Source organism: Grimontia celer (genome assembly GCF_900055185.1).
GTDB classification, from domain to species: domain Bacteria; phylum Pseudomonadota; class Gammaproteobacteria; order Enterobacterales; family Vibrionaceae; genus Enterovibrio; species Enterovibrio celer.
In genome coordinates this window covers 336,898-357,712 of the sequence record NZ_FIZX01000001.1, presented here as the reverse complement: position 1 = coordinate 357,712, position 20,815 = coordinate 336,898, and the positions used below count along the sequence as shown (strand labels likewise).

Below are 20,815 nucleotides of genomic sequence, written 5' to 3'. Positions count from 1 at the left end.
TCGGGTTACGTCAGGCTGGGTTGAAACGGCTCGCCATCGATATGCATAACGCCGTCTTCAAGGGTGATAACAAACTCATGGTTCGGTGAATATTCTCTACCTTCTGAGCCGAGATGTAAGTACTCGCTATCAAACTCATAGAAGTGGGTAACCGCTATCCGAACCAGATTGCGGTTTCTCATATAACGCAGCAAGTTGCCATAAGCACTTCGCAGCGCCGCCTTGTTCTCACTCTCACCAAGAAAGTAAATGCTGTACGCGCGGGCTAGCATCAAAGCCAGCGTTTTTGCGCCGTCATCGTTTTGCATGCCAAGGCTTTCTGGCTCGACTTCATGGTCATCCCTGATAGCTAACACGTTGCAATCAAATTCTCCCAGATACACCAGCAAATCGGTATCAGAAGACATATGTCTTGATGCTTCATTACTCAGTGCGGAAACCAGAGATTGAGCGCCCTCCCAATAAGGTGAAGGTGAGCTGCCGCTCGCCACGACTTTGCTTTCCACATTAATATCAATACCCGTTCCGAACAGGAAATCATGAACAGAGAGCGTGACGTCTTCGTTTTTGCTTGTCAGTAAGGTAACAAACTTTGGTTCAAGCAGGACTTTAGGGTGCGGCGTGTTTTCGAAAAAGTGGTCGCCCAGCTTCACAGCCGCCGAAACTTTGCGTTGTTCTTTGCCAACCAGAAAGTGGAACGTGGTTTTTTTGGTCAGGAAATTGTAGCGAGGGCGTTTGAATATATTGAAACGCACTTTCTCGCGGCTACAAAGCAGGAACAGATGAGGTTCTGAAAGCTTTTGGTCGAGATGGTTTTTCAGGTTGGCGCGGTAATCCACCACATATTGGCTAAGTTTACGGATTTCCTGCGAAAAGCGTTCATCCTGGAGCAAGTCGCACCACAAAATATCCGAGCCAGTCAGTTCCGAGTGGCAACTCACCAACGCTGGATTTTCGATTAATCGAAGTGCGGCAACCAAATCCCTATCCTTATGTTTACGAAGTCATTTTAAGCGTAGTGGATATTCGCCTGATCACCCATGAATTTTGTCGGATTGAGATCTGTGATATGCCCGTGCAACGCGGCGTTGCACGGTTATATACCTAAAAATGCAGGATTCAATGAAGTTAGGTCGTTGTCAGCTTATTGGTAACGCTCAAGCAGGTCATTCATTGTCAGTGGCTTGGCATAGAAATAGCCCTGCTGGTACTGACACCCACGCTGATTGAGAAAATCGACCTGTTTTACGTTCTCGACACCTTCCGCCACGATAGCGATATTCAGGCGGTGTGCGAGCTCAATGATAGATTCCAGCACCGGCGCATTGACTGAATCTACCCCAACGGTATCAACAAAACATTTATCGATTTTTAAGTAGTCGATATTCAGACGTTGAAGCATGGACAGCGAGGTATGTCCAACGCCAAAATCATCGATCGCCACTTCCACACCAAGCCGGCGAGCAATGTCGATCTGTTCAATCGCCGCCTCGTCCAGAAGCTGTCGTTCGGTAACCTCCAAAGTGATAGCCACTGGCAAATCCTCGAAGGTCTTCATCAAGCTCGACAGCGTGCTTTCAAAATTCGGGCACATCATAAATTCAGGCGGCACATTGATACCCAGATGATATGTTTTGTCAGTATTTAGTAGCGCCATATCCTGCGCTGCTCGCGCAAAAACATAGTGGGTAAACTCAATGCCAAGCTGATTTTGCTCAATGGCGGGAATAAAAATGTCCGGCCCCACAGCCCCCATTTTCGGGTGCTGCCAACGTGCCAACGCTTCAAATCCGTACAACTCTCCCAAAGCGTCGTAGACAGGTTGATACACCAAGTAAAACTCGCCGCGCTTAAGACCTGACTTAATCTCCTCCACCAGCGAGTAGCGCGGTTTCAAACGCATGATCACCAAATGGATAAACAGGGAAATCAGTAGTCCCAGGGGAATACTCGACAGCGCAAACATCAGCATAGAGTAGCGAACATAGTTATCGGCTGGCTCAACACCTAACTCGACATGAAAACGCTGCGACTTAAAATAATGCATGTTTTCGGGGTTGTACTGGCTTCTGTTGAACAGACATTTATCACCAATCCAGACAGCCAGCTTTTCGTATTGCAGCGAGTCTGAGATATCCATGTAGGCGATAAACTCGTCTAAAGACACCACCGCCATGCCACGAGATGCAGGATTTACCTTATCCTGAGACACAACAACTAATACGCGCTCTTTACCGGCGCTGCCCGCTTTAGGATAGCTATGGATACCTGGAATCAGATCTGCGGTCAAAAGTGAAGGAGCTACCCAATCAAACACGGTATCTGATTGACACATGATCTGACCGTTTTGCACTGTGACAAAGTCATGGACGCTCGGCCAGATTTCCAAACGGCTTTTAATGGAGTCACAATTGGAGGCATCGCTCATGATCACCCTAGCCTGATTGGTCAGGGATTCAATTTTGCGCTCAAGCGTCTTCAGGTATATCACGCCAAAATCATCCACATGCTTATCAATGGATAACTTAGAGAGATATAGCCCTAGCAACACAGCAAAAAACATCGGCACACACACCAGCGTCAGGTAGTAAACCAAATCTCGCCCATTGCGTTTCATGCTCGAAAACCTTGTTGATTAAAGATGAGAGGCCGCAGGATTGCGGAAGATGCTTGTCCACTTTTTTCCGCGCATCATACGCCGAAAAGACGTGCTTCAATTGATTAAGAGCAATTCACCGACAGTTTTTAAGTCGGAAAAAGTGGGCATTACAAATGATTTGCGATGTATATCACAAGGGAAAGAGAAGTGTCATAGAAAAACTAGAGTTAATACTCAATTTTTTGATGTGAGGCAGAAAGATCAGGAAATGAAATAACGAACAAAGCCTTTATGATCAGGCTTCACCAGCTAGGTGTTTTAAGAATCGAAGTTGCTGACGCTCTTGCTCAGAAGGTTGGTATGGTACATCACTCAAGGTATCGGCATCCAATTCACCCAAATCTATCTGTCCAACCTTACTGACACCATACTGTGTTTTTTCACCTGGTCGACCAGACATTCGTTCCAACTGAATATCCTTTAACGAATACGCTCCGCTTTCACCCGAGAAAACGGATTGATGAGCTTTCAATACGATCTCACCCTGCCCTTCACCCAGCTTTTGCTTTTCCGTCAGGACGGCAACAGGCGTACCATCTTCTCGATATAAGTTGGCGCGAAGACGGTAAAGCCCGGCTTTTTTGGCATCGATGGTAACAGGTATCATCCAGTCGGCTTGTTGGGTGTACGTAGGCTCAGCTCCCATGACAAAAGCTACAGGATTGGCATAGCTAATGTCAGCCGTTAACACATCACTGCCACCTTCAAAGCGCACAGTGACCTTCAGCCTTAGCTGTGAAGATGTCGACTCATCAGGCTGCATTTCCCCATCAGCATTTTCACTGCTTCCACTTGCGACTTCTTCACGACTGCCAATGTCCAATAACGAGTAACGCATACCAAGCACAGCAAGTGAGCTTTTCACTTTAAAAGGCACAGCCTCTGGGTAGAAAAAGCGATATTTATCAAGAGACAAGACAGCAGACTCCTTCCCATCAAGAACCGGCATTTCCACTTCAGCAAAACGGTTTGGGGTCAGATAAGGGCTGTCTGACGACAGGATAGGTTGGGAATAAGGCGGATAATACAGTTCTTGCTCGAAGGTTTGTGCCACCATAGAAAACTGCGCGGTCATCGCTTCCGGAATCTCCATCACCGGCAAGGGTTCATCTGGCATTGGTTCAGGCTCAATTTGCTTGGCAAGGGGCAACGGTTGCGGCTCTGATTCTGATGAAGACGCCGTCTCTTTCTCGGGCACCATCGTAGCAGGGTCCTGCGCGGGCGTTTCTGTTCCCGTATCTCCAAGTAGCCAAACACCCATTCCTGCGAGTGCCAAGGTTATCAGCACCGTACCCGCTTTTCTCATTGACTCTTCCTTGTTAAACACCACCCAATGCAGAGCGGAAATCAGTCCCGGAGGAGACTTGCTCCTCCGGTTATCACTTATCGCAGGTTAGACACCAACTCTGACATGGTTTGATCATCCGATCCGTTCACGTAACGATAGTACGCCCATCCCCACCATGACCAGGAGTCGGACGTGCTGACAGAAACCTGCGTGCCATCTCCTAAAGACACACGACTGTTCGCTGCAGTCACTTTTCCTTGGTGAACATCGCCGATCACCCCACCATGGGTGTAGCCACTGCCCATCAGCATCGGATAGTGCTGCGGCATAAAGCTCGATACACCGCGGGATTGACTCGCCACCTTGCCATCATAGGCGACAGTGCGGGAACAACTGCTGAAATTGCCCACAGTGCTTGAACCACAGGTCGAATGCGATGCGACAACACCATCATCATGACCCGGTAAAAATGGCGATGTCACACCAAGATACTCGCTCGAATCACCGGTGAAACGAATGCGGGGAACCCTGCCATCCGGGAAAGGCGCGATTTGTCGAGCGTTTGCCACTTTCAGGTCATTTAACACGCCAGTGTTGCTGCTGTTTGGCATTTCACCCAACCAAAGTGATATAGCAAATTGTAAGGTTGTGTTTAAAACACCACCACCTTCAGCAATATTTACTGCCATGTCTGCCAGTTCAGAGCCACCGCCTGCACCCGCAAAGTCAAACGTAGAAATAATATTTAACGGTGGTAAGCCTTCGTTTAAAAGCCAATTTTCTTGATTATCTAAAATATAGCGTGTAACCAGGTCACCGGTAGAGTGCGTAACAAAAATACATCCGTTGACACAAGTATTACTTTGCGCAAGTTGTTTTAATTTCGGCCATGCATAGTCACTGGCAATTTTCCCGGCTACACGTTCGTGGGAAGGCCAGTCGATACGCACATCTGCACGACTGTTCCAATACTGCTCCCAGTAGTGTTCACCATCAGCACTAACCTCTGCTGGACCAGGCCTGGCGGCGAGTTGAGAGGGTTGCAAGCCATGAACCAGCACGACAGGATGCTGGCCTATGGCGGCTGTTGCTGAAAAAGAAAGAGCTGCTGTTGAAAGTGAGAGCATTGCTATCGTTTTTTTCATTTTAAACCACCCTTTTGTATTGGTTTCGCTCAGCGTAAGGTAGATTCAAAAATATAACAATTCATTAACATAGATCTCGCTCTCGTTATTTGAAAATCTAATTGATAAATTTATTTTTAATGTAAAAGTCAGCGACATTGTTTGTATAAATGCGACAAGATATTCGACTTACATAACAGCTATTACAATAGTAGTTTCGAAAACTAACTCTATTTTCACCCACTAGAATTAAATAAAATCAATTGCATAAAATGGCCAATTTATTTCGATTGATATAGTCAAACCTCAGTATCCTCACCAATTCTCATGCCAATTTCTTAGCGATGACCAGTGACGCCGCGGTCTGTTCCTTCTTGGTCGTATACAAGCAATCCCGAAGTCGTAATTAAATAATTTCCCACATAGAAACAGGGTCATTATGCAGGTATACCCGAGCAAACTGCTGACTGCGGTATGGGCGGGTTGGATGCTAATTGCTTGGACTAACGTTCAAGAGAGCCTCGATATGACTGGTACTTCACTAGGGAAAGAAGATGACTAAAGTGCCCGCACAACGCATTGATAATGCGCTTATTGACCGCAACGCCGTGAAAACCATGCTGGAAAGACGTATCCCCGACCACACGTTGGAGCAGCCATTTTACAACAGCGAAGCCCTGTTCCAGCTAGATATGGAAGAGATCTTTCACAAAGAATGGATTTTCGCTGGCATGAGTTGTGAGCTGCCAAAACGCGGCAGCTACATCACGGTCGATATTGGTCTGAGCCCTGTCATCATCCTGCGCGATAACAAAGACGAAATCCGTGCTTTCCATAATACCTGTCGTCACCGCGGCTCTAAGATATGTCTGGCCGCTAAAGGCAAAACACCCAAACTCGTCTGTCCGTATCACCAATGGGCTTACGATTTGGACGGTTCACTGGTCTACAACGGCCAGGACATGGATGAGAGCTTTGATCGATCCACCCACGGATTGGCGTCTGTACATTGTCAGGTTGCTGGCGGCTATATCTTTGTTTGTCTGGCCGAAACAGCGCCACCTATTGAAGACTTCGTGAAAGACATGGAGTACTACCTGGAACCGCACGATCTCTACAATTCAAAAGTTGCGGTACAAAGCGAAATCATCGAAAAAGCCAATTGGAAACTGGTGGTGGAAAACAACCGCGAATGCTATCACTGCGATGGCTCCCACCCGGAGCTCCTGAACTCGTTGTTAGAATGGGACGACAACAATGATCCCCGCGCCACACCAGAGTTCAAAGCGTTAGTCGAGAAGCAGCAAAATTTCTGGTCTGGCATGGATATCCCTTATCAATACCAAATGCGTTATGACAACCGTAACCGCATTGTCCGTACCCCGCTTAAAGAGGGTACCCACTCCATGACGATGGATGGTCAGGCTGCCAGTAAAAAGCTCCTCGGCCGTATCACCTCACCGGATCTTGGCGCACTACGCATTCTTCACCTGCCAAATTCTTGGAACCATGGTATGGGCGATCATCACATCGCGTTTCAGATCCTGCCAATCAGCCCACAGGAAACCAAAGTAATCACCCGCTGGTTGGTGCACAAAGATGCTGTCGAAGGCGTCGATTATGATCCTGAAAATCTCCGCCATGTCTGGGATGCGACCAATGCACAGGACAGAACCTTGTCTGAAAATAACCAGCTGGGCGTAAATTCCATGGGCTATCAACCGGGGCCCTATTCCAAAACCTATGAATTCGGGGTGATCAACTTCGTCAATTGGTACTGCGAGCGCATGAAAGAAAATCTGGGTTAGAACCAGTGGAAAATTGGGGGTACGTCAGGGTGGTGTATTCAGGTATGTGTATGTCGTGCCTGTGTAATCTAAAACCCTGAATCCACCCCACAATCGCAGCAGGAAACCGCGAAAAATCTCAGGGAAAATCACTATGAACGAACTGGAACCCTTACCCGAAGACAGCCTGAACCCGGTCAATACGCAGACCTGGGCAAATGGCCGTCATGTTGTGCGATGCGTAAAGGTGATTCAGGAAACACATGATGTAAAAACTTTCTGCTTTATGAGCCAGACACCCATCATGTTTTTCTTCAAACCCGGCCAGTTTGTGACCTTGGAGCTGGAGATTGGTGGCGAGCAAGTGATGCGCAGCTATACCATGTCGTCCTCTCCTTCTGTTCCGTACAGCTTTTCGATTACGGTGAAACGGGTCAAAAATGGGTTGGTCTCTAACTGGCTTCACGACAACCTTCGGGTAGAAGATGAGATTGCCGTTCATGGTCCGGTTGGCAATTTCAACTGCATCGATTTCTCTACCGACAAAGCGCTATTCCTTTCTGGCGGCGTTGGCATTACGCCTGTCATGTCGATGGCAAGGTGGTGGTACGACACCAACAGTTTGGTCGACATGAAATTTGTCCATAGCGCTCAAACCCCAAAAGACATCATCTTCAAGAAAGAGCTCGAACTGATAGCGTCACGTATCGACAATTTCGAGCTCAGCATCATCTGTGAACGCTACGACATCGGCGAAAGCTGGCACGGCTATCGCGGCTTTCTGACCCAGCAAATACTCGAGCTCATTGCACCGGATGTCCTTCAGCGCGAAGTCTACTGTTGTGGCCCCGAGCCTTATATGAGAGCCGTGCGCGCCATGCTTAAAGACATCGGCTACGACATGTCGCGTTACCACGAAGAAAGCTTTGGTGAGACGCCACCGGAAGCCATTGAAGATGCAGAAGAGTCTGCAGAACTGGCGCAAATTGCGGATGAGTTGCCGCAAGCCGGGTTCTGTGTGGAGTTTATTGATGAAGGCATGTCTGTCACGGTGACCGAAAACGAAACGGTGCATGCTGCCAGTACCAAGCTGGGCGTACAAATTCCCAAAGCCTGCGGCATGGGGATCTGCGGTTCGTGCAAAGTGAGGTTACTGTCAGGGAATGTCAATATGGAGCACAACGGCGGGATCAGCGATGAAGAAATTGAAGAAGGCTACATTCTCAGCTGTTGTAGCAAGCCCCTTGATGATGTGTCCATTGAGACCTGAAACCCCAATATCCTGCCAACTGATTGATACCAAAGAAGCTCCTTTACGGAGCTTCTTTGGTTTTATCACCATTCGTACAAGATTTCAGACAAAAAGCCTGCCTAACACAACCATTACCGAACGCTAACAAAACTCAGCGGGTTATGAACCAAAGTGTACTTACCAAGACGCCATATTAACGAGGTGGCTTGGAACAACTGCTGCAGCAAACACCCAATTAATAACTCCAATGGAAATAGGAGATAGAGAAATGACTATGTTCAAAACACTGATGTTAACCTTCGCAGTATTTTTCTCAGGCTTGGCACTCGCCAGCGACACCGCGACTGACTGCTCGGAAGGTTCTGAAGCCCCAGAGTGTCAGGTAAAGGATGACAGCAGCACTAACTAACTGTCATTTGAAAGGCGCTTCATGTTCTCCATACAACTGTTGAAGCGCCATCAAAACCCGTCCGTTTATTGGTCGTATTTATTGACTGTAGTTGGGGTAATCCACGTATCCTTTTTCACTCCCCCCAAACAGGGTCGTGGAATCAAACTCCGCCAGTCTCCAACCTTGCTGGAGCCGCATCGGAAAATCAGGGTTGGCAATAAACGGACGTCCAAATGCCACCAGATCCGCATACCCTTTATTCACGATCTCCGTTGCCCGGATTTGATCGTATTTCCCTGCCACGATCACAGAGCGTTTGTAACGAGTTCGAAGCTGTTGACGAAACCCTTCAGACACCTGAGGCGCATCATCCCAATCTGCTTCGGACAAGTGAAGGTAAGCCACATTCAGATCGTCCACCTCACCCGCCACATACAGAATCGTGTTAATAATGTCAGGACAATGCATGCCACGTGCGGTGATAAAAGGTGCCAAACGCACACCAACACGGCTTGCACCTACTTCATCACTCACTGCCTCAACCACTTCCAGAAGCAATCGCGCACGGTTTTCAATGCTGCCGCCGTATATATCGTTTCGGATATTTGAGGTAGAGCGCAGAAACTGATCCAGCAAGTACCCGTTGGCTGCATGGATTTCGACCCCATCAAATCCAGCTTTCATCGCATTAGCTGCGGCTTTTCTATAATCCTCAACAATTTTCCCAATCTCATCAATTTCCAATGCTCTAGGCCTTGGGCAATCCACCATACTTCCCTGCCCGTTTTCGTCGGCAACCCAGACCTGCGCATCTGGCTTGATTGAAGAAGGCGCAACCGGTGGCTCGCCATGGTGAAAGCTTTCATGGGACATTCTTCCCACATGCCAAAGCTGCAGGAATATTTTCCCTCCCTTTTGATGAACCGCATCCGTCACTAATCGCCAGCCTTCAATCTGTTTGGCGGTGTGAATGCCCGGCGTAAAACTGTAGCCCTGCCCTTGCGGAGAAATCTGCGTCGCTTCGGTGATGATAAGCCCCGCGCCTGCTCGCTGCGCATAGTAATCTGCCATCATAGCATTCGGGATATTGCCGGGCTGCGTGGTGCGACAGCGGGTCATTGGTGCCATCACTATCCGGTTTTTCAGCGATAATCCACCTGTTAAGTAATCGTCAAACAAGGTCATTGTCTTTCTCCTTTCAATGTTTCAGTTGATTGGCAGAGCGGACAACTGGAATGTCCTCCGGCATGTCGGTATCAGGCACATCGAGTTCGATCAGTAAGGTGCCGACAGCAAGAAACACCTGAACCACGCCTTCTTCCGGTACCCGGGCAAGCGTGAAGTCAAAACCCGCCGCATCAAGCTTTGCCATCAAACGGTTCGCGGGAATCTCAGAACGAAACGCCACATGATTGAGCTTCACCTGCGCTTCATCTTCCACATCCACCACATGCAGCAAGGCGTCTTTCCCTTGATAAAACCAGCGGCCCGGAAACGGGAAAGCCGGACGCTTTCCTTGATGCAAACCCAATACAGTTGCCAGTTTCAGCAGTGTCTCGTCCTCTTCGCGGCTAAACACACTCAGGTGGTCAAACTGCCAGGTCGTCGTTATGTCCTTCATGCTTTTCCCTCTCTGCTCATTGGTAGGAAAAAGCTTATTTGACCTATTGGAATTGAAAAACTAGCCTGCTCTTTAACCTCTTTAAAATTATTTTTGAAAATGAGAACACTTCAGGACTTTCGAATATTTATGGAAACCGCCCGTCATGGCAGCCTGTCAGAAGTTGCAAGGCAGATGGACATGACCCCAGCCGCCACCAGCGCGGCGGTAAAACGATTGGAAGCAGAAATTGGTGCGCCACTGTTTGTGCGCTCGACACGGCACCTTCGCCTTACGCAAGACGGTGAAGCCTTCCTCAAACACTGCGAGCAGGCAGTTGCCCTTATTGAAGATTCTGCGGAGGCCATTCGCTCAGGCGCGTCAGTGATCAGGGGAACCTTGATGCTCTCTGCACCCTCGGATCTGGGCAGAAATGCCTTGCTGGGTTGGATGGATGAATTTATGGCTATCCACCCTGAAATAGAAATTCGCCTGCAACTCTCTGATCGCATCGCCAACATCTATAACCAACCGGTTGATTTGGCGCTGAGATACGGTGAACCGCCTGATTCGAGCTTGATTGCGCTTCCCATCTACAGCGAGAATTGCCGCGTACTCTGTGCTTCGCCAGCGTATTTAGAGCAGCACGGCAAGCCAGACTCTCCGGAAGATTTGAAGCATCATCAATGCTTACGGTTTATGGTCGGTGAAACCATTCAAAGCCAGTGGCCGTTTTGGAAAGATGACGTTTATGCGAGCGTTGGAGTGAAAGGAAACAGAACCTCAGACGACGGTGAAGCCGTCACCCGCTGGGCGTTGGCCGGACATGGCATTGCCTATAAATCCAAGTTGGACATCAAGCCGCTGTTAGACAGCGGAGACTTGGTGCATGTTTGTCCGGATTGGAAAGGACAACATGCGCCGCTCAATCTGATGTGTGCAGACAGGCGATTACTCAGCCCCGCTGTGAAAGCACTCCAAGTATTTCTCACAGAAAAATGTCAGCAATAAAAAGGCCGGAGGTTTTCACCTACGGCCTTACTAGAACTTGGCTTAGCGAGCAGAAACTCAATCTCGCAGGTAAATCATCCAATACCACATGCCAACAAACAAGCCACCGCCTATGATGTTACCCAAAGTCACTGGCACCAGATTGTTGATGAAGAAATTGGTGAAGGTCAGATCCGCAAAGTCTGCCACGTTCATGCCTGTCATTACCCAGAAAGACTCTGGCGCAAAGTACTTGATACCAATCGCCATCGGCACTTGAAACATGTTCGCAATGCAGTGCTCAAAGCCTGCAGACACAAACATCGCCACCGGCAGAATCATCACCAGAATCTTGTCAGTCAGGGTACGGCCTGAGTAAGTCATCCATACCGCGATACACACCAGCACGTTACACATAATGCCGAGTGCAACGGCCTGGAAAAAGCCATGGTGCAATTTGTGCTGCGCGATGTTCATGGCGTTAATGCCCACCTGCCCGTTGCCGAACATGTATTGCTGAGCGATTAACATACAGATCACCAGTAGTATCGCACCAATCAGGTTGCCACCGTAAACCACCAGCCAGTTCTTAAACAACGCGCCCCAGGTAATCTTACCACTGGCTCGCGCCACCAAAGTGAGTACCGAACTCGTGAATAGCTCGCCACCGGTAATGATCACCAGGATTAACCCCAGACTGAATGCCAGACCACCAACAAAGCGTGTCATACCCCAAGGCATGTCACCAGCACCTGTGGTTACTGTCGTATAGAAAATGAATGCAATACCGATATGAATACCGGCAGATATCGCCAGAAGGAACGATTTGAACGGGTCTTTGGTTGCTTTCGCTACACCAATTTCTGCAGCACGCTCCGCGATCTGCGGCGGCGGCAGAGAGTCAAACTGAGTAAAGTTCATGGTTAATAGCACTTAGTGTGAACAGGGAGGGCGCGGATAATCTCTCCATTTACTTACTTTTTCAAGGGGAAATTTCATCCAATTTTATATCTCATATTTAATGCATAAAATGCCCAGATAATGTTCAAGAAGATAGTGTCAAACCCTTTGTTGGCGTAGCCTGAACCCTAAAGTGAATTTTTGAGTTAATTCGCAATAAGTCTCTTGGGCAGTGAAATCATCACAAAGTAGTAACACAATTCACTTTCAGGATTTCAATAATCGACAATTCTTCAGGGAAAAGTAGGGTTGTCTGAAAATATCACCCTGAATTTTAATGATTTGCCATCATTTTCGGGCGAGAAGGTCAAGTGACCTTAGTAGACAGGGAGAGAGTCAGTCTGTGTTAGCGTATTTACTGCGACGGTTATTGCTCGTCGTTCCCACATTTCTTGGCATCACATTGGTGATCTTTGCCATCACCCGATTTGTACCGGGTGGGCCGGTTGAGCGAATGCTCGCCCAATCCCAATTTATGGAGGAAGGGTCGGCGCAAACACAGAGCTTTCAGGACAACTCCTCGCTGGATGAATATCAGCTGGAAGAGCTGAACGCCTTCTATGGTCTCGACAAGCCGGTGATGGAAGCATATTGGGAGTGGCTGAACCGCCTGTTGGTGCTCGATTTTGGCGAATCTACCCGCTACTACGAGCCTGTGCTGGATATGATTATCGAGCGCCTCCCCGTCTCCATGTTTTACGGCGGCATGACTTTCCTGATTGCCTATTTGGTCTCTATCCCTCTCGGCTACTACAAAGCCGTTAAGCACAACACCGCCTTTGACAACGCTTCTTCCGTGTTGATTTTCGTCGGCTATGCCCTTCCGGGCTATGTGGTCGGCATCCTGCTATTGAGTGTTTTCTCCTTCCATCTCGACTGGTTCCCCATGGGCGGGTTTACCTCTGATGACTTTGACGATTTAGAGTCCAAAGGCGAGATGATCAAAGACGTGCTCTGGCATGCCGTGCTGCCACTGATTTGTTACATCATCGGTGATTTCGCCACCCTGACCATCACCATGAAGAACAACCTGATGGAGAACCTCTCCGCTGACTACATCCGCACCGCCATTGCCAAGGGTCTGCCTTTTAAAGATGCGGTGCGCAAACACGCGATGCAGAACAGTTTAATTCCTCTGGCGAGCCATTTCGGCAACTCGCTGTTGTTCTTCCTGACGGGCTCCTTCCTGATCGAAGTGGTGTTCAACATCGACGGCATTGGTCTGCTTGGCTATGAAGCGATCATGGAAAGGGATTATCCGGTAGTCATGGCCATTGTGGCACTGAACGCCGCCATGCTGCTGGTGGGTAACATCGTTTCAGATATCTGTGTGGCACTCGTGGACCCACGAGTAAGGTTTGGTGAATGATGATGACTCTCAGCCCACTGACACAAAAGAAGATCAAACGCTTCAAGGAAATCAAACCGGGTTACTGGTCTTTCATTGTCCTGTCTACCCTGTTGCTGCTTTCCCTCTTTGCCGAGTTTTTCATTAACAGCAAAGCCCTGATGGTGCGCTACAACGGCGAGCTGTTCTTCCCTGTGGTGAGCGATGTTCGCCTCGGCACAGAGTTTGGACAGGATTACCAAAGCGAAGCCAACTACCGTGAGCTTCAAGCCCTGTTTGAAGAAGAAGATAAAGGCAACTTCGTGATCATGCCGTTGGTGCCTTGGAACCCTTATGAGCAGGATTTTATCGAGGGTGAATTCCCACCTTACGCACCAAGCATTGAATCACAGCACTACCTCGGCACCGATGTGATTGGCCGTGACGTGTTAGCACGTCTGTTCTATGGCTTCCGCATTGCCATGATGTACGCCCTCACTACCATGACCATCTGTTTTGCGATTGGTACCGTGATTGGTTGTGCCATGGGCTTTTTTGGCGGCAAGTTTGACCTTATCAGCCAGCGCTTTATTGAGGTCTGGTCGATGATCCCATTCCTCTACGTCATCATGATATTGGTCTCTATTACCAAGCCCACCTTTACCCTCTTTGTCGCCATCAACGTCATATTCGGCTGGATGGGGATAACCTGGTACATGCGGACCATGACCTACAAAGAATCCGCAAGAGAATACGTGATGGCCGCGAGAGCACTCGGCGCATCTACTACACGTATTCTGCTGAAACACATTCTGCCCAATACCATGGTCATGGTGATCACTCTGGCACCCTTTACCATTGTGGCGAACATTACCGCGCTGACGGCTTTGGATTACCTCGGCCTTGGCCTTGCGCCACCAACACCGAGCTGGGGCGAGCTATTACAGCAAGGTAAATCGAATCTCGACAGCCCATGGATTGTTACCTCAGTGGTCACCGCCACTGTGCTGGTGCTGACCATGGTGACATTTATTGGCGATGCGGTTCGCGCTGCATTCGACCCGAAAAAATTCACCCGTTATGTCTGACAAGGAAGTGACCATGTTTAAATTGACCACACTCGCCGCTTTAAGCGCACTCGCTTTCACCGCGCAAGCCGCCGAACTTCCTGCCAACCTTGACTGGCAGACAAACTGGGACGATCCGGTATTTGCGTCTGACCAAGCCAAGCGTGGCGGGACATTGCGCACTCACCTCGCCAGCTTCCCCCTCACGCTTCGCACCGTGGGGCCAGACTCAAACTCAGGCTTACGCACTTACTTCCTCGATGAAGTGCCGGGACTGGTCACACGCCACCCTGACACCTTGAACTGGATACCTGACATTGCCACCGAATGGGCATTTGCTGGCGACAACAAAACGGTCTATTTCAAACTCAATCCAGACGCAATGTGGAACGACGGCAAAGCCATCACGGCAAGCGACTTCGAATTTATGCTCACGTTCTACCGTTCCAAAGACATTGTTGCGCCCTACTACAACGACTACTTCACTAACACCATTGCCGAAGTAGTGAAAATCGACGACCACACTCTTGCCGTTAGTACGGTAGAAGAGAAAAACCAGGAAGAGTTAATGCTGACAGTCAGTGGCCTGAACCCCAAGCCAGCGCACTTTTTCAGCCGAGGGAAAGACAAAAACGGCGACGGTATGGACGATAACTATGTCCGTAAATACAACTTCAAAGCAGAGCCGACAGCAAGCCCATACTTTGTCGACAAGATTAAGAAGGGTAAGAGCCTGACGCTGAAACACGTCGGTGACGATTGGTGGGGTTACGAAAACAAGTACTATCAGAACCGCTATAACGTCGACAAAATTCGCTTCACAGTGATCAGAGACCAGGATCTGGCCCGCCAACATTTTGAAAAAGGCAAGCTGGATGTATTCGAGCTGACCTTGCCAGAAGTATGGCATGAAAAGACAGATGGCGAAGTCTACCAAAAAGGCTATGTTCATCGTTTCTGGGGCTTTAACGAAGTACCTCAAGGTGCAGGGGGATTGTGGCTCAACACCGCTCAACCGCTATTGGGTGACATCAATATCCGTCGCGGCATCATGCATGCCACCGACATGGACGGTTTGATTGAAAAGCTGATCCGCGGAGACTATTCCCGTAAGCCACACGCCACAGGATCAGGTAACGGAAAATACTCTTGGGAAGGAGCAACGCCGCCTGCCTTCGATGCGGAGTTAGCGATTTCCCACTTTTCGAAAGCTGGCTTTGACAGCGTGGGTGGCGACGGGGTGCGCGTCAACGACAAAGGAGAGCGCCTGTCTTTCGAATTGGTCTACCCATACCCATCCTGGACACCACGCATGGCTTATCTCAAAGAGCAAGCGAAACTGGCCGGACTCGATTTCCAACTCAAATTGATTGATGGCGCTACCGGCTTCAAATACATGTCGGAGAAAAAGCACCAATTAGCCTTCATCAACATGAGTGCAAAAGAGATCCCTGGATACTGGGAATACTTCCACTCTGATAACGCGAATAAGCCGCAAACCAATAACTTCAATAACTTCAGCACACCAGAGCTGGATGAATTGATCACCCAATACCGATCTGAGTTTGACCTGACCAAAAAACAGCAATTGGCTCATGAAATCCAACGCATTATCCAAGATGCGTCTGTCGTCGTTCCTAGCTACATCCTGCCGTGGAGTCGTCAAGGCTACTGGCGCTGGATGCAGTACCCGGAAAACCCAATGCAGAAAAGAATGGATTATCTGTTCACCGTTGGCCGCATTTATGGCTTGAGCACCTTCTGGATTGATTCAGATGTGAAAAAAGAAACGCTCAAAGCCATGGACGATGGCAAAGCATTTGAACCCGTGACAGTGATTGACGATCGCTACAAGCGATAAGGCAGGAAAGATGACGGAACCGGTTCTCAGCGTCCGCGGATTAGAAACAGAATTCACCACCGATGACGGCGTGGTGAAAATTCTCCACGGCGTGAATTTCGATGTCATGGGAGGCAGAACCCTAGGTTTGGTCGGTGAATCAGGCAGTGGTAAAAGCGTCACTGCCATGTCCATCATGGGCTTGCTGCCCAAGCCTTATGGGCAGGTCACCGCCGGCGAGATCCTCTATCGTGGCACCGACTTAGTCAGCCTGCCGCCGGAAGAAATGTACCAAATGCGCGGTAACCGGATTTCCATGATATTTCAGGATCCCATGACCGCACTGAATCCGGTGCATTCCATTGGCAAGCAGCTGACCGAAGTGCTGGCGCTCCACAACCCGGAGATGAGCAAGAAAGCGCAACAGGCTGCCGCCCTTGAAATGCTGGAAAAAGTCAAAATTCCAATGCCGGAAAAGCGGCTCAATGAATACCCGCATAACCTTTCTGGCGGCATGCGACAACGTGTGATGATTGCGATGGCATTGGCCTGCAGACCCGATATTCTGATCTGTGACGAGCCAACGACTGCGCTGGATGTGACCGTTCAAGCCTCCATTCTCGACCTGATGAATGACCTGCAGGAAGAAACCGGTATGGCGATGATATTCATCACCCACGATTTGGGCGTAGTCGCGGAAATCTGTGACGACGTGGCGGTGATGTATGGTGGGAAAATCGTTGAAAATGCAGACGTTTTCGATCTGTTTGATAATCCTCAGCACCCGTATACCAAGCGCTTACTCGGCCTGATGCCGGATTTGACCACCGAACCCAAGCAGTTGATCGATATCCCTGAGATCGACCCTGCGCTGTTTCCGGAATTTCGAGGTTAAACATGGAAGAGTTGCTAAGAATCGACAACCTTTGCAAACACTTCGTTTCCGGCAAAGGTATTTTCAAAAAGGGCTACACCATCAAAGCGGTGGATGGCGTTTCCTTCAGCGTGAAACGTGGCGAAACCCTAGGTTTGGTCGGCGAATCTGGCTGTGGAAAAAGCACCCTTGGGCGCACCATCCTAAAGCTTTATGAGCCAACAGGTGGAAAGATATTCTTTGAAGGCAAAGACATCACAGACCTCAGCCCGCGTGCGATGCGTCCGCTTCGTAAAGAGATGCAAATCGTGTTTCAGGATCCGCTGGAATCCCTTAATCAGCGCCACACCGTGGGCATGATTCTGGAAGAGCCTTTCGAGATCCATAACATCGGCACCCGCGCAGAGCGTAAACAGTGGGTAGAGGAACTCTTAGTAAAAGTTGGCTTGCCAGTAGAAGCCGCCAGCCGTTATCCCCATGAGTTTTCCGGCGGTCAGCGCCAGCGTATCGGCATTGCCAGAGCGATTGCGTTGAAGCCCAAGCTACTGATTTGTGATGAATCCGTCTCCGCACTGGATGTATCTGTGCAGGCGCAAATCCTGAACCTGCTATTAGAGCTGCAACAGGAAATGAACCTGGCGATGATATTCATCTCCCACGACCTTTCTGTGGTGCGTCAGGTGTCGGATAACGTCGCGGTGATGTATTTCGGCAACATGGTGGAATACGGAAACGCAAAAGCGCTGTATGCCGATCCGCAACATGAATACACCCAAACACTGCTGTCCGCTGTGCCGGTGAATCACCCGAGAAACCGCAAGAAAAAACGGCCTGCGGAAGCCACCAGCTAATACCAATCGTAGTAAGTATCTGCTACCTACTGTGATTGGTATAAAAGCAAAAAGCCCTGTCCGGAGACAGGGCTTTTTCTTTTCTAATCAACAGACTGTGCTTACCACATCAGATCATCAGGGATCTTGAAGTCTGCGTATGGATCGTCTTCGTCCATCGCCTGCTCATCCACCGTGTTATTCAGCACGATAGTGTTTTCATCTCGCTGAACAATTTTGTCCGCCACCACACCAGGGACAATCGCATAACCTTCACCGTCGCGGGCAATCGCCAAACGACCATTCACCAGTTGGTCTTGGGTCGCTTTGTCGACATAAATCTTCTTCACCAGCGTGCCGTCAGTAAAGTTGTAGCCAATATCGCCGTCTTTGCGGTCAATCTTGTTCATCTCAACCAGTTGCTTCACCTGCGCTGCAATCGCCTTTTTCTCGGCTTCCTGCTGCTTCTGACGGTTCAGCTCCTGATCTTGCGCCACCTGCGCAGCGCGCTTTTCTTCAACGGCGGCTTTGGCTTCTTTTGCCAGCGTGCGCGATTTCTTCGAGCTCTTACCAGCCTTCTTCATTTTCTTTTTGTCGATAAGACCAGCTTGAAGCATCTGCTCTTGTAGGGATAGTTTTGCCATGTTGACTCCGTAGCGGGCGCTATTTCCCGAATTATTGGCCGAATCATACCATTTAAGCCAGATTCGGCGCACCTCCAAACGGGTTAATCACCTATCGCTGAAACCTGCGCTTTCACCTGAGCAAACGGATACGCAGCCAGCTTGCCGAACCCTTCCATTTTTCCGGCGCGTAAACGTCCGGTCAGTGGCGTTGCAATGCCACACAGGAACCTTGTCGCCGCCTCTGCCGAGACTTGTGTGCCGTCTTTCGCAGCGGCGTCAAGCAAAGGCTGGATCAGACGCTGCAACTCAGCAGCAGCCAGCTCTGCCTGAGCACTGGCTTTTGGTAACAATGCAACATTGCCACGACACACAGAGCAATGCCCACACTGCGCTGGCGCATGTTGGTCAGCAAAATACGCTGCCAAGCGATGACTCAAACAGGTGTCAGTTTCAAACAGCGACAGCATGGCTTCCACGCGGTTGATTTCCGACGCTTCTTTGGTGAGGAAAAGTTGATGCATCTGCTCGCTCAACTGCGCTGCTTTCTCGCCCTGACACGCCTCAAGCTGAGTAACGCGGTAAACGTCCATCATCTGCTTGCTTTCAAGCTCAATCCAGCCTTTGTCAGCGAAGTAATCCAGCGCAGTAACAGCACGCTTTCTTTCCGCGCTGTAGCCCTGCCAAAGCGCATCAAAGTCCACGCTATGCCAGGTGCGGGATTTTGGTGAACATTGGAAAATCGCTTCAACAAATTGTCTTCTCTCGCCTTCAAACTGGTTCAATACCTGCTCAGGTTCCACCAGCATTTTGAAGCGGTAATCGGCGAAGTAACTGAACTGCGGCTCGATGATGCCAGCAAGCTCGAGGTAAACCAGCAAGGTTTTGAGTGGCAATTGGCGCACATTGGATTCTTTGGAAAGGCGGGTCAGCATCACTTCCCATGGTCTACCCGCAGGTGTCGAGCCAATCTCATCAATCACGGTGCGAATAGCGATCAAATCCGGTGTGTCACCATACACAAAGTTTTCCAAGACACTGACCGACTCGCGGTTGGCCAGTACAGAACAGACCGACGGCAAGCCATCACGCCCTGCCCGACCGATTTCCTGACTGTAGTTCTCCACCGATTTCGGCAAATCGTAGTGAATCACCGCACGTATATCTGCTTTATCTACGCCCATGCCGAATGCAATCGTCGCCACAATGCAGTTGATTTCTCCACGCATAAAAGCGTTTTGAATGCGCTGGCGATCATCACTCGCCATGCCAGCGTGGTAAGCCTGCGAGGCGACGCCAGCGGCTCTGAGTTTACTTGCCACACTCTCGGCGGTTTGCTGCAAGGTGACGTAAACAATAGTGGGCTGAGGAAGCGCCACGCTCTGCATCAAGCTAAGTAACGCCTCGTCTTTTTGCTCTTCCGCACAAGGAAGCACGTTGAGATCCAGATTCTGACGATAAAAACCCGTTACCTCGACATTCTCAGGGGCGATGCCGAACTTATTGCGCATGTCTTCGATAACCTGCGGCGTTGCCGTCGCGGTGAGAAGCAATACTTGAGGAATATTGAGCTGGGTGCGGTAAGCCGGCAGCTTCAGGTAATCAGGGCGGAAGTTATGCCCCCATTCTGAAATACAGTGCGCTTCGTCCACCACCAGCAGAGAAATCGGCACCGAGGAAATAAACTGACGGAAACGCTCGTTCTTCAAACGCTCGACGGAAATCATCAGGATTTTGGTTTCACCTGCTTTCACCGAACGCATCACTTCGCGCGATTCGTCATAAGTCAGGGAAGAATCAATCGAGGCGGCAGCAATGCCCTTTCCGCCCAGAAAATCGAGCTGGTCTTTCATCAGCGCAAGTAGCGGAGAAATCACCAAAGTCAGGTGAGGAAGATGAAGCGCAGGAAGCTGGTAACAGAGAGATTTTCCCGAACCTGTTGGAAAGATTGCGGCACAGGAATGCCCCGCTAATACCCTTTCGACCACATTCTGCTGACCACCGCGTAAGCTCTCAAAGCCAAAAACCGTTTGGAGTGTGTTCAAGTACGCATTCTTAGCTTGCGAAGATGCTTGCATCATGTGCCTCATGTCATCGGGTCAGTTCTGCGAGCAGTCTACACTGCGCAACCCTATGCTTCGAGTGCAAACACCGTTTAGACCGAGCACGCTCCGGTTTCGGGTGAAAACCAATCAAGCAGCAT

The 20,815-nt window shown here is 49.5% G+C and carries 19 protein-coding genes; 10 read left to right on the top strand and 9 right to left on the bottom strand.

Annotated elements, in window-relative coordinates:
- Nucleotides 1-5 precede the first annotated feature (5 nt).
- The 4 genes from GCE9029_RS01680 to GCE9029_RS01660 all read right to left on the bottom strand — a co-directional run bounded on the left by GCE9029_RS01680 (nt 6) and on the right by GCE9029_RS01660 (nt 5,092).
- The gene (locus GCE9029_RS01680) at nt 6-980 is read right to left on the bottom strand and encodes a hypothetical protein (RefSeq protein WP_062660754.1); all 975 of its coding nucleotides are present in this window, start codon (nt 978-980) and stop codon (nt 6-8) included.
- Between the two features lie 164 nt (nt 981-1,144).
- A complete protein-coding gene (locus tag GCE9029_RS01675; RefSeq protein WP_062660753.1) occupies nt 1,145-2,617 on the bottom strand; it encodes an EAL domain-containing protein in 1,473 nt (490 codons plus the stop codon).
- Nucleotides 2,618-2,894: 277 nt separating this feature from the next.
- Complete coding sequence (locus GCE9029_RS01665) at nt 2,895-3,965, bottom strand: hypothetical protein (protein WP_062660751.1); 1,071 nt, start codon at nt 3,963-3,965, stop codon at nt 2,895-2,897.
- Nucleotides 3,966-4,042: 77 nt separating this feature from the next.
- Complete coding sequence (locus tag GCE9029_RS01660) at nt 4,043-5,092, bottom strand: hypothetical protein (RefSeq protein ID WP_062660750.1); 1,050 nt, start codon at nt 5,090-5,092, stop codon at nt 4,043-4,045.
- A gap of 418 nt (nt 5,093-5,510) precedes the next feature.
- Between GCE9029_RS01660 and GCE9029_RS26895 the strand changes: the two genes are divergently transcribed.
- The 4 genes from GCE9029_RS26895 to GCE9029_RS26475 all read left to right on the top strand — a co-directional run bounded on the left by GCE9029_RS26895 (nt 5,511) and on the right by GCE9029_RS26475 (nt 8,519).
- Complete coding sequence (locus tag GCE9029_RS26895) at nt 5,511-5,633, top strand: hypothetical protein (protein WP_269449260.1); 123 nt, start codon at nt 5,511-5,513, stop codon at nt 5,631-5,633.
- Nucleotides 5,626-6,879 (top strand): glycine betaine monooxygenase oxygenase subunit, encoded by a 1,254-nt coding sequence (gbca, locus tag GCE9029_RS01655; protein WP_062660749.1) that lies wholly within the window; start codon nt 5,626-5,628, stop codon nt 6,877-6,879. Before GCE9029_RS26895 ends, gbca begins: the two co-directional genes overlap by 8 nt.
- A 133-nt stretch (nt 6,880-7,012) precedes the next feature.
- The gene (gbcB, locus tag GCE9029_RS01650; protein ID WP_062660748.1) at nt 7,013-8,128 is read left to right on the top strand and encodes a glycine betaine monooxygenase reductase subunit; all 1,116 of its coding nucleotides are present in this window, start codon (nt 7,013-7,015) and stop codon (nt 8,126-8,128) included.
- Between the two features lie 250 nt (nt 8,129-8,378).
- Complete coding sequence (locus GCE9029_RS26475) at nt 8,379-8,519, top strand: hypothetical protein (RefSeq protein WP_002540901.1); 141 nt, start codon at nt 8,379-8,381, stop codon at nt 8,517-8,519.
- Between the two features lie 78 nt (nt 8,520-8,597).
- On the opposite strand, the gene GCE9029_RS01645 is transcribed toward GCE9029_RS26475, so the two are convergent.
- Nucleotides 8,598-9,686: an alkene reductase gene (locus GCE9029_RS01645; protein ID WP_062660747.1), complete on the bottom strand. Its 1,089-nt coding sequence runs from the start codon at nt 9,684-9,686 to the stop codon at nt 8,598-8,600.
- Nucleotides 9,687-9,699: 13 nt separating this feature from the next.
- Nucleotides 9,700-10,122, bottom strand: coding sequence for a VOC family protein (locus tag GCE9029_RS01640; protein WP_062660746.1), 423 nt, complete (start codon nt 10,120-10,122; stop codon nt 9,700-9,702).
- Between the two features lie 99 nt (nt 10,123-10,221).
- On the opposite strand from GCE9029_RS01640, the gene GCE9029_RS01635 reads away from it, so the two are divergent.
- Entirely contained in the window at nt 10,222-11,112 is an 891-nt protein-coding gene (locus GCE9029_RS01635; RefSeq protein ID WP_062660745.1) for a LysR family transcriptional regulator, read from the top strand.
- Nucleotides 11,113-11,169: 57 nt separating this feature from the next.
- Here GCE9029_RS01635 and focA read toward each other — a convergent pair whose 3' ends face one another.
- Complete coding sequence (gene focA / locus GCE9029_RS01630; protein WP_062663090.1) at nt 11,170-12,012, bottom strand: formate transporter FocA; 843 nt, start codon at nt 12,010-12,012, stop codon at nt 11,170-11,172.
- 382 nt (nt 12,013-12,394) lie between these two features.
- Here focA and GCE9029_RS01625 point away from each other — a divergent pair, with 382 nt between their 5' ends.
- Genes GCE9029_RS01625 through GCE9029_RS01605 form a run of 5 tightly spaced genes read left to right on the top strand, consistent with a single transcriptional unit; the run spans nt 12,395 to nt 18,010 of the window.
- Complete coding sequence (locus GCE9029_RS01625; protein ID WP_063856835.1) at nt 12,395-13,420, top strand: ABC transporter permease subunit; 1,026 nt, start codon at nt 12,395-12,397, stop codon at nt 13,418-13,420.
- Nucleotides 13,420-14,466: an ABC transporter permease gene (locus tag GCE9029_RS01620; protein ID WP_062663089.1), complete on the top strand. Its 1,047-nt coding sequence runs from the start codon at nt 13,420-13,422 to the stop codon at nt 14,464-14,466. The genes GCE9029_RS01625 and GCE9029_RS01620 overlap by 1 nt, the downstream gene beginning before the upstream one ends.
- Nucleotides 14,467-14,479: 13 nt before the next feature.
- Nucleotides 14,480-16,306: an extracellular solute-binding protein gene (locus tag GCE9029_RS01615; protein ID WP_062660743.1), complete on the top strand. Its 1,827-nt coding sequence runs from the start codon at nt 14,480-14,482 to the stop codon at nt 16,304-16,306.
- Between the two features lie 10 nt (nt 16,307-16,316).
- The gene (locus tag GCE9029_RS01610) at nt 16,317-17,180 is read left to right on the top strand and encodes an ABC transporter ATP-binding protein (protein WP_082804246.1); all 864 of its coding nucleotides are present in this window, start codon (nt 16,317-16,319) and stop codon (nt 17,178-17,180) included.
- A gap of 2 nt (nt 17,181-17,182) precedes the next feature.
- On the top strand, nt 17,183-18,010 hold the full coding sequence (locus tag GCE9029_RS01605; RefSeq protein ID WP_082804245.1) for an ABC transporter ATP-binding protein: 828 nt from the start codon (nt 17,183-17,185) through the stop codon (nt 18,008-18,010).
- Between the two features lie 101 nt (nt 18,011-18,111).
- On the opposite strand, the gene GCE9029_RS01600 is transcribed toward GCE9029_RS01605, so the two are convergent.
- Both GCE9029_RS01600 and GCE9029_RS01595 read right to left on the bottom strand, forming a co-directional pair.
- Nucleotides 18,112-18,633: a DUF2058 domain-containing protein gene (locus tag GCE9029_RS01600; RefSeq protein ID WP_002540911.1), complete on the bottom strand. Its 522-nt coding sequence runs from the start codon at nt 18,631-18,633 to the stop codon at nt 18,112-18,114.
- A gap of 83 nt (nt 18,634-18,716) precedes the next feature.
- Nucleotides 18,717-20,693 (bottom strand): RecQ family ATP-dependent DNA helicase, encoded by a 1,977-nt coding sequence (locus GCE9029_RS01595; protein WP_082804244.1) that lies wholly within the window; start codon nt 20,691-20,693, stop codon nt 18,717-18,719.
- Nucleotides 20,694-20,815 lie beyond the last annotated feature (122 nt).

Coding starts and splice junctions, on each gene's coding strand:
- GCE9029_RS01660 (WP_062660750.1), bottom strand. CDS start 5,092: ATGAAAAAAACGATAGCAATGCTCTCACTTTCAACAGCAGCTCTTTCT.
- GCE9029_RS26475 (WP_002540901.1), top strand. CDS start 8,379: ATGACTATGTTCAAAACACTGATGTTAACCTTCGCAGTATTTTTCTCA.
- GCE9029_RS01675 (WP_062660753.1), bottom strand. CDS start 2,617: ATGAAACGCAATGGGCGAGATTTGGTTTACTACCTGACGCTGGTGTGT.
- gbcB (WP_062660748.1), top strand. CDS start 7,013: ATGAACGAACTGGAACCCTTACCCGAAGACAGCCTGAACCCGGTCAAT.
- focA (WP_062663090.1), bottom strand. CDS start 12,012: ATGAACTTTACTCAGTTTGACTCTCTGCCGCCGCCGCAGATCGCGGAG.
- GCE9029_RS01595 (WP_082804244.1), bottom strand. CDS start 20,693: ATGATGCAAGCATCTTCGCAAGCTAAGAATGCGTACTTGAACACACTC.
- GCE9029_RS01635 (WP_062660745.1), top strand. CDS start 10,222: ATGAGAACACTTCAGGACTTTCGAATATTTATGGAAACCGCCCGTCAT.
- GCE9029_RS01665 (WP_062660751.1), bottom strand. CDS start 3,965: ATGAGAAAAGCGGGTACGGTGCTGATAACCTTGGCACTCGCAGGAATG.
- GCE9029_RS01605 (WP_082804245.1), top strand. CDS start 17,183: ATGGAAGAGTTGCTAAGAATCGACAACCTTTGCAAACACTTCGTTTCC.
- GCE9029_RS26895 (WP_269449260.1), top strand. CDS start 5,511: ATGCAGGTATACCCGAGCAAACTGCTGACTGCGGTATGGGCGGGTTGG.
- GCE9029_RS01600 (WP_002540911.1), bottom strand. CDS start 18,633: ATGGCAAAACTATCCCTACAAGAGCAGATGCTTCAAGCTGGTCTTATC.
- GCE9029_RS01610 (WP_082804246.1), top strand. CDS start 16,317: ATGACGGAACCGGTTCTCAGCGTCCGCGGATTAGAAACAGAATTCACC.
- GCE9029_RS01620 (WP_062663089.1), top strand. CDS start 13,420: ATGATGACTCTCAGCCCACTGACACAAAAGAAGATCAAACGCTTCAAG.
- GCE9029_RS01615 (WP_062660743.1), top strand. CDS start 14,480: ATGTTTAAATTGACCACACTCGCCGCTTTAAGCGCACTCGCTTTCACC.
- gbca (WP_062660749.1), top strand. CDS start 5,626: ATGACTAAAGTGCCCGCACAACGCATTGATAATGCGCTTATTGACCGC.
- GCE9029_RS01640 (WP_062660746.1), bottom strand. CDS start 10,122: ATGAAGGACATAACGACGACCTGGCAGTTTGACCACCTGAGTGTGTTT.
- GCE9029_RS01645 (WP_062660747.1), bottom strand. CDS start 9,686: ATGACCTTGTTTGACGATTACTTAACAGGTGGATTATCGCTGAAAAAC.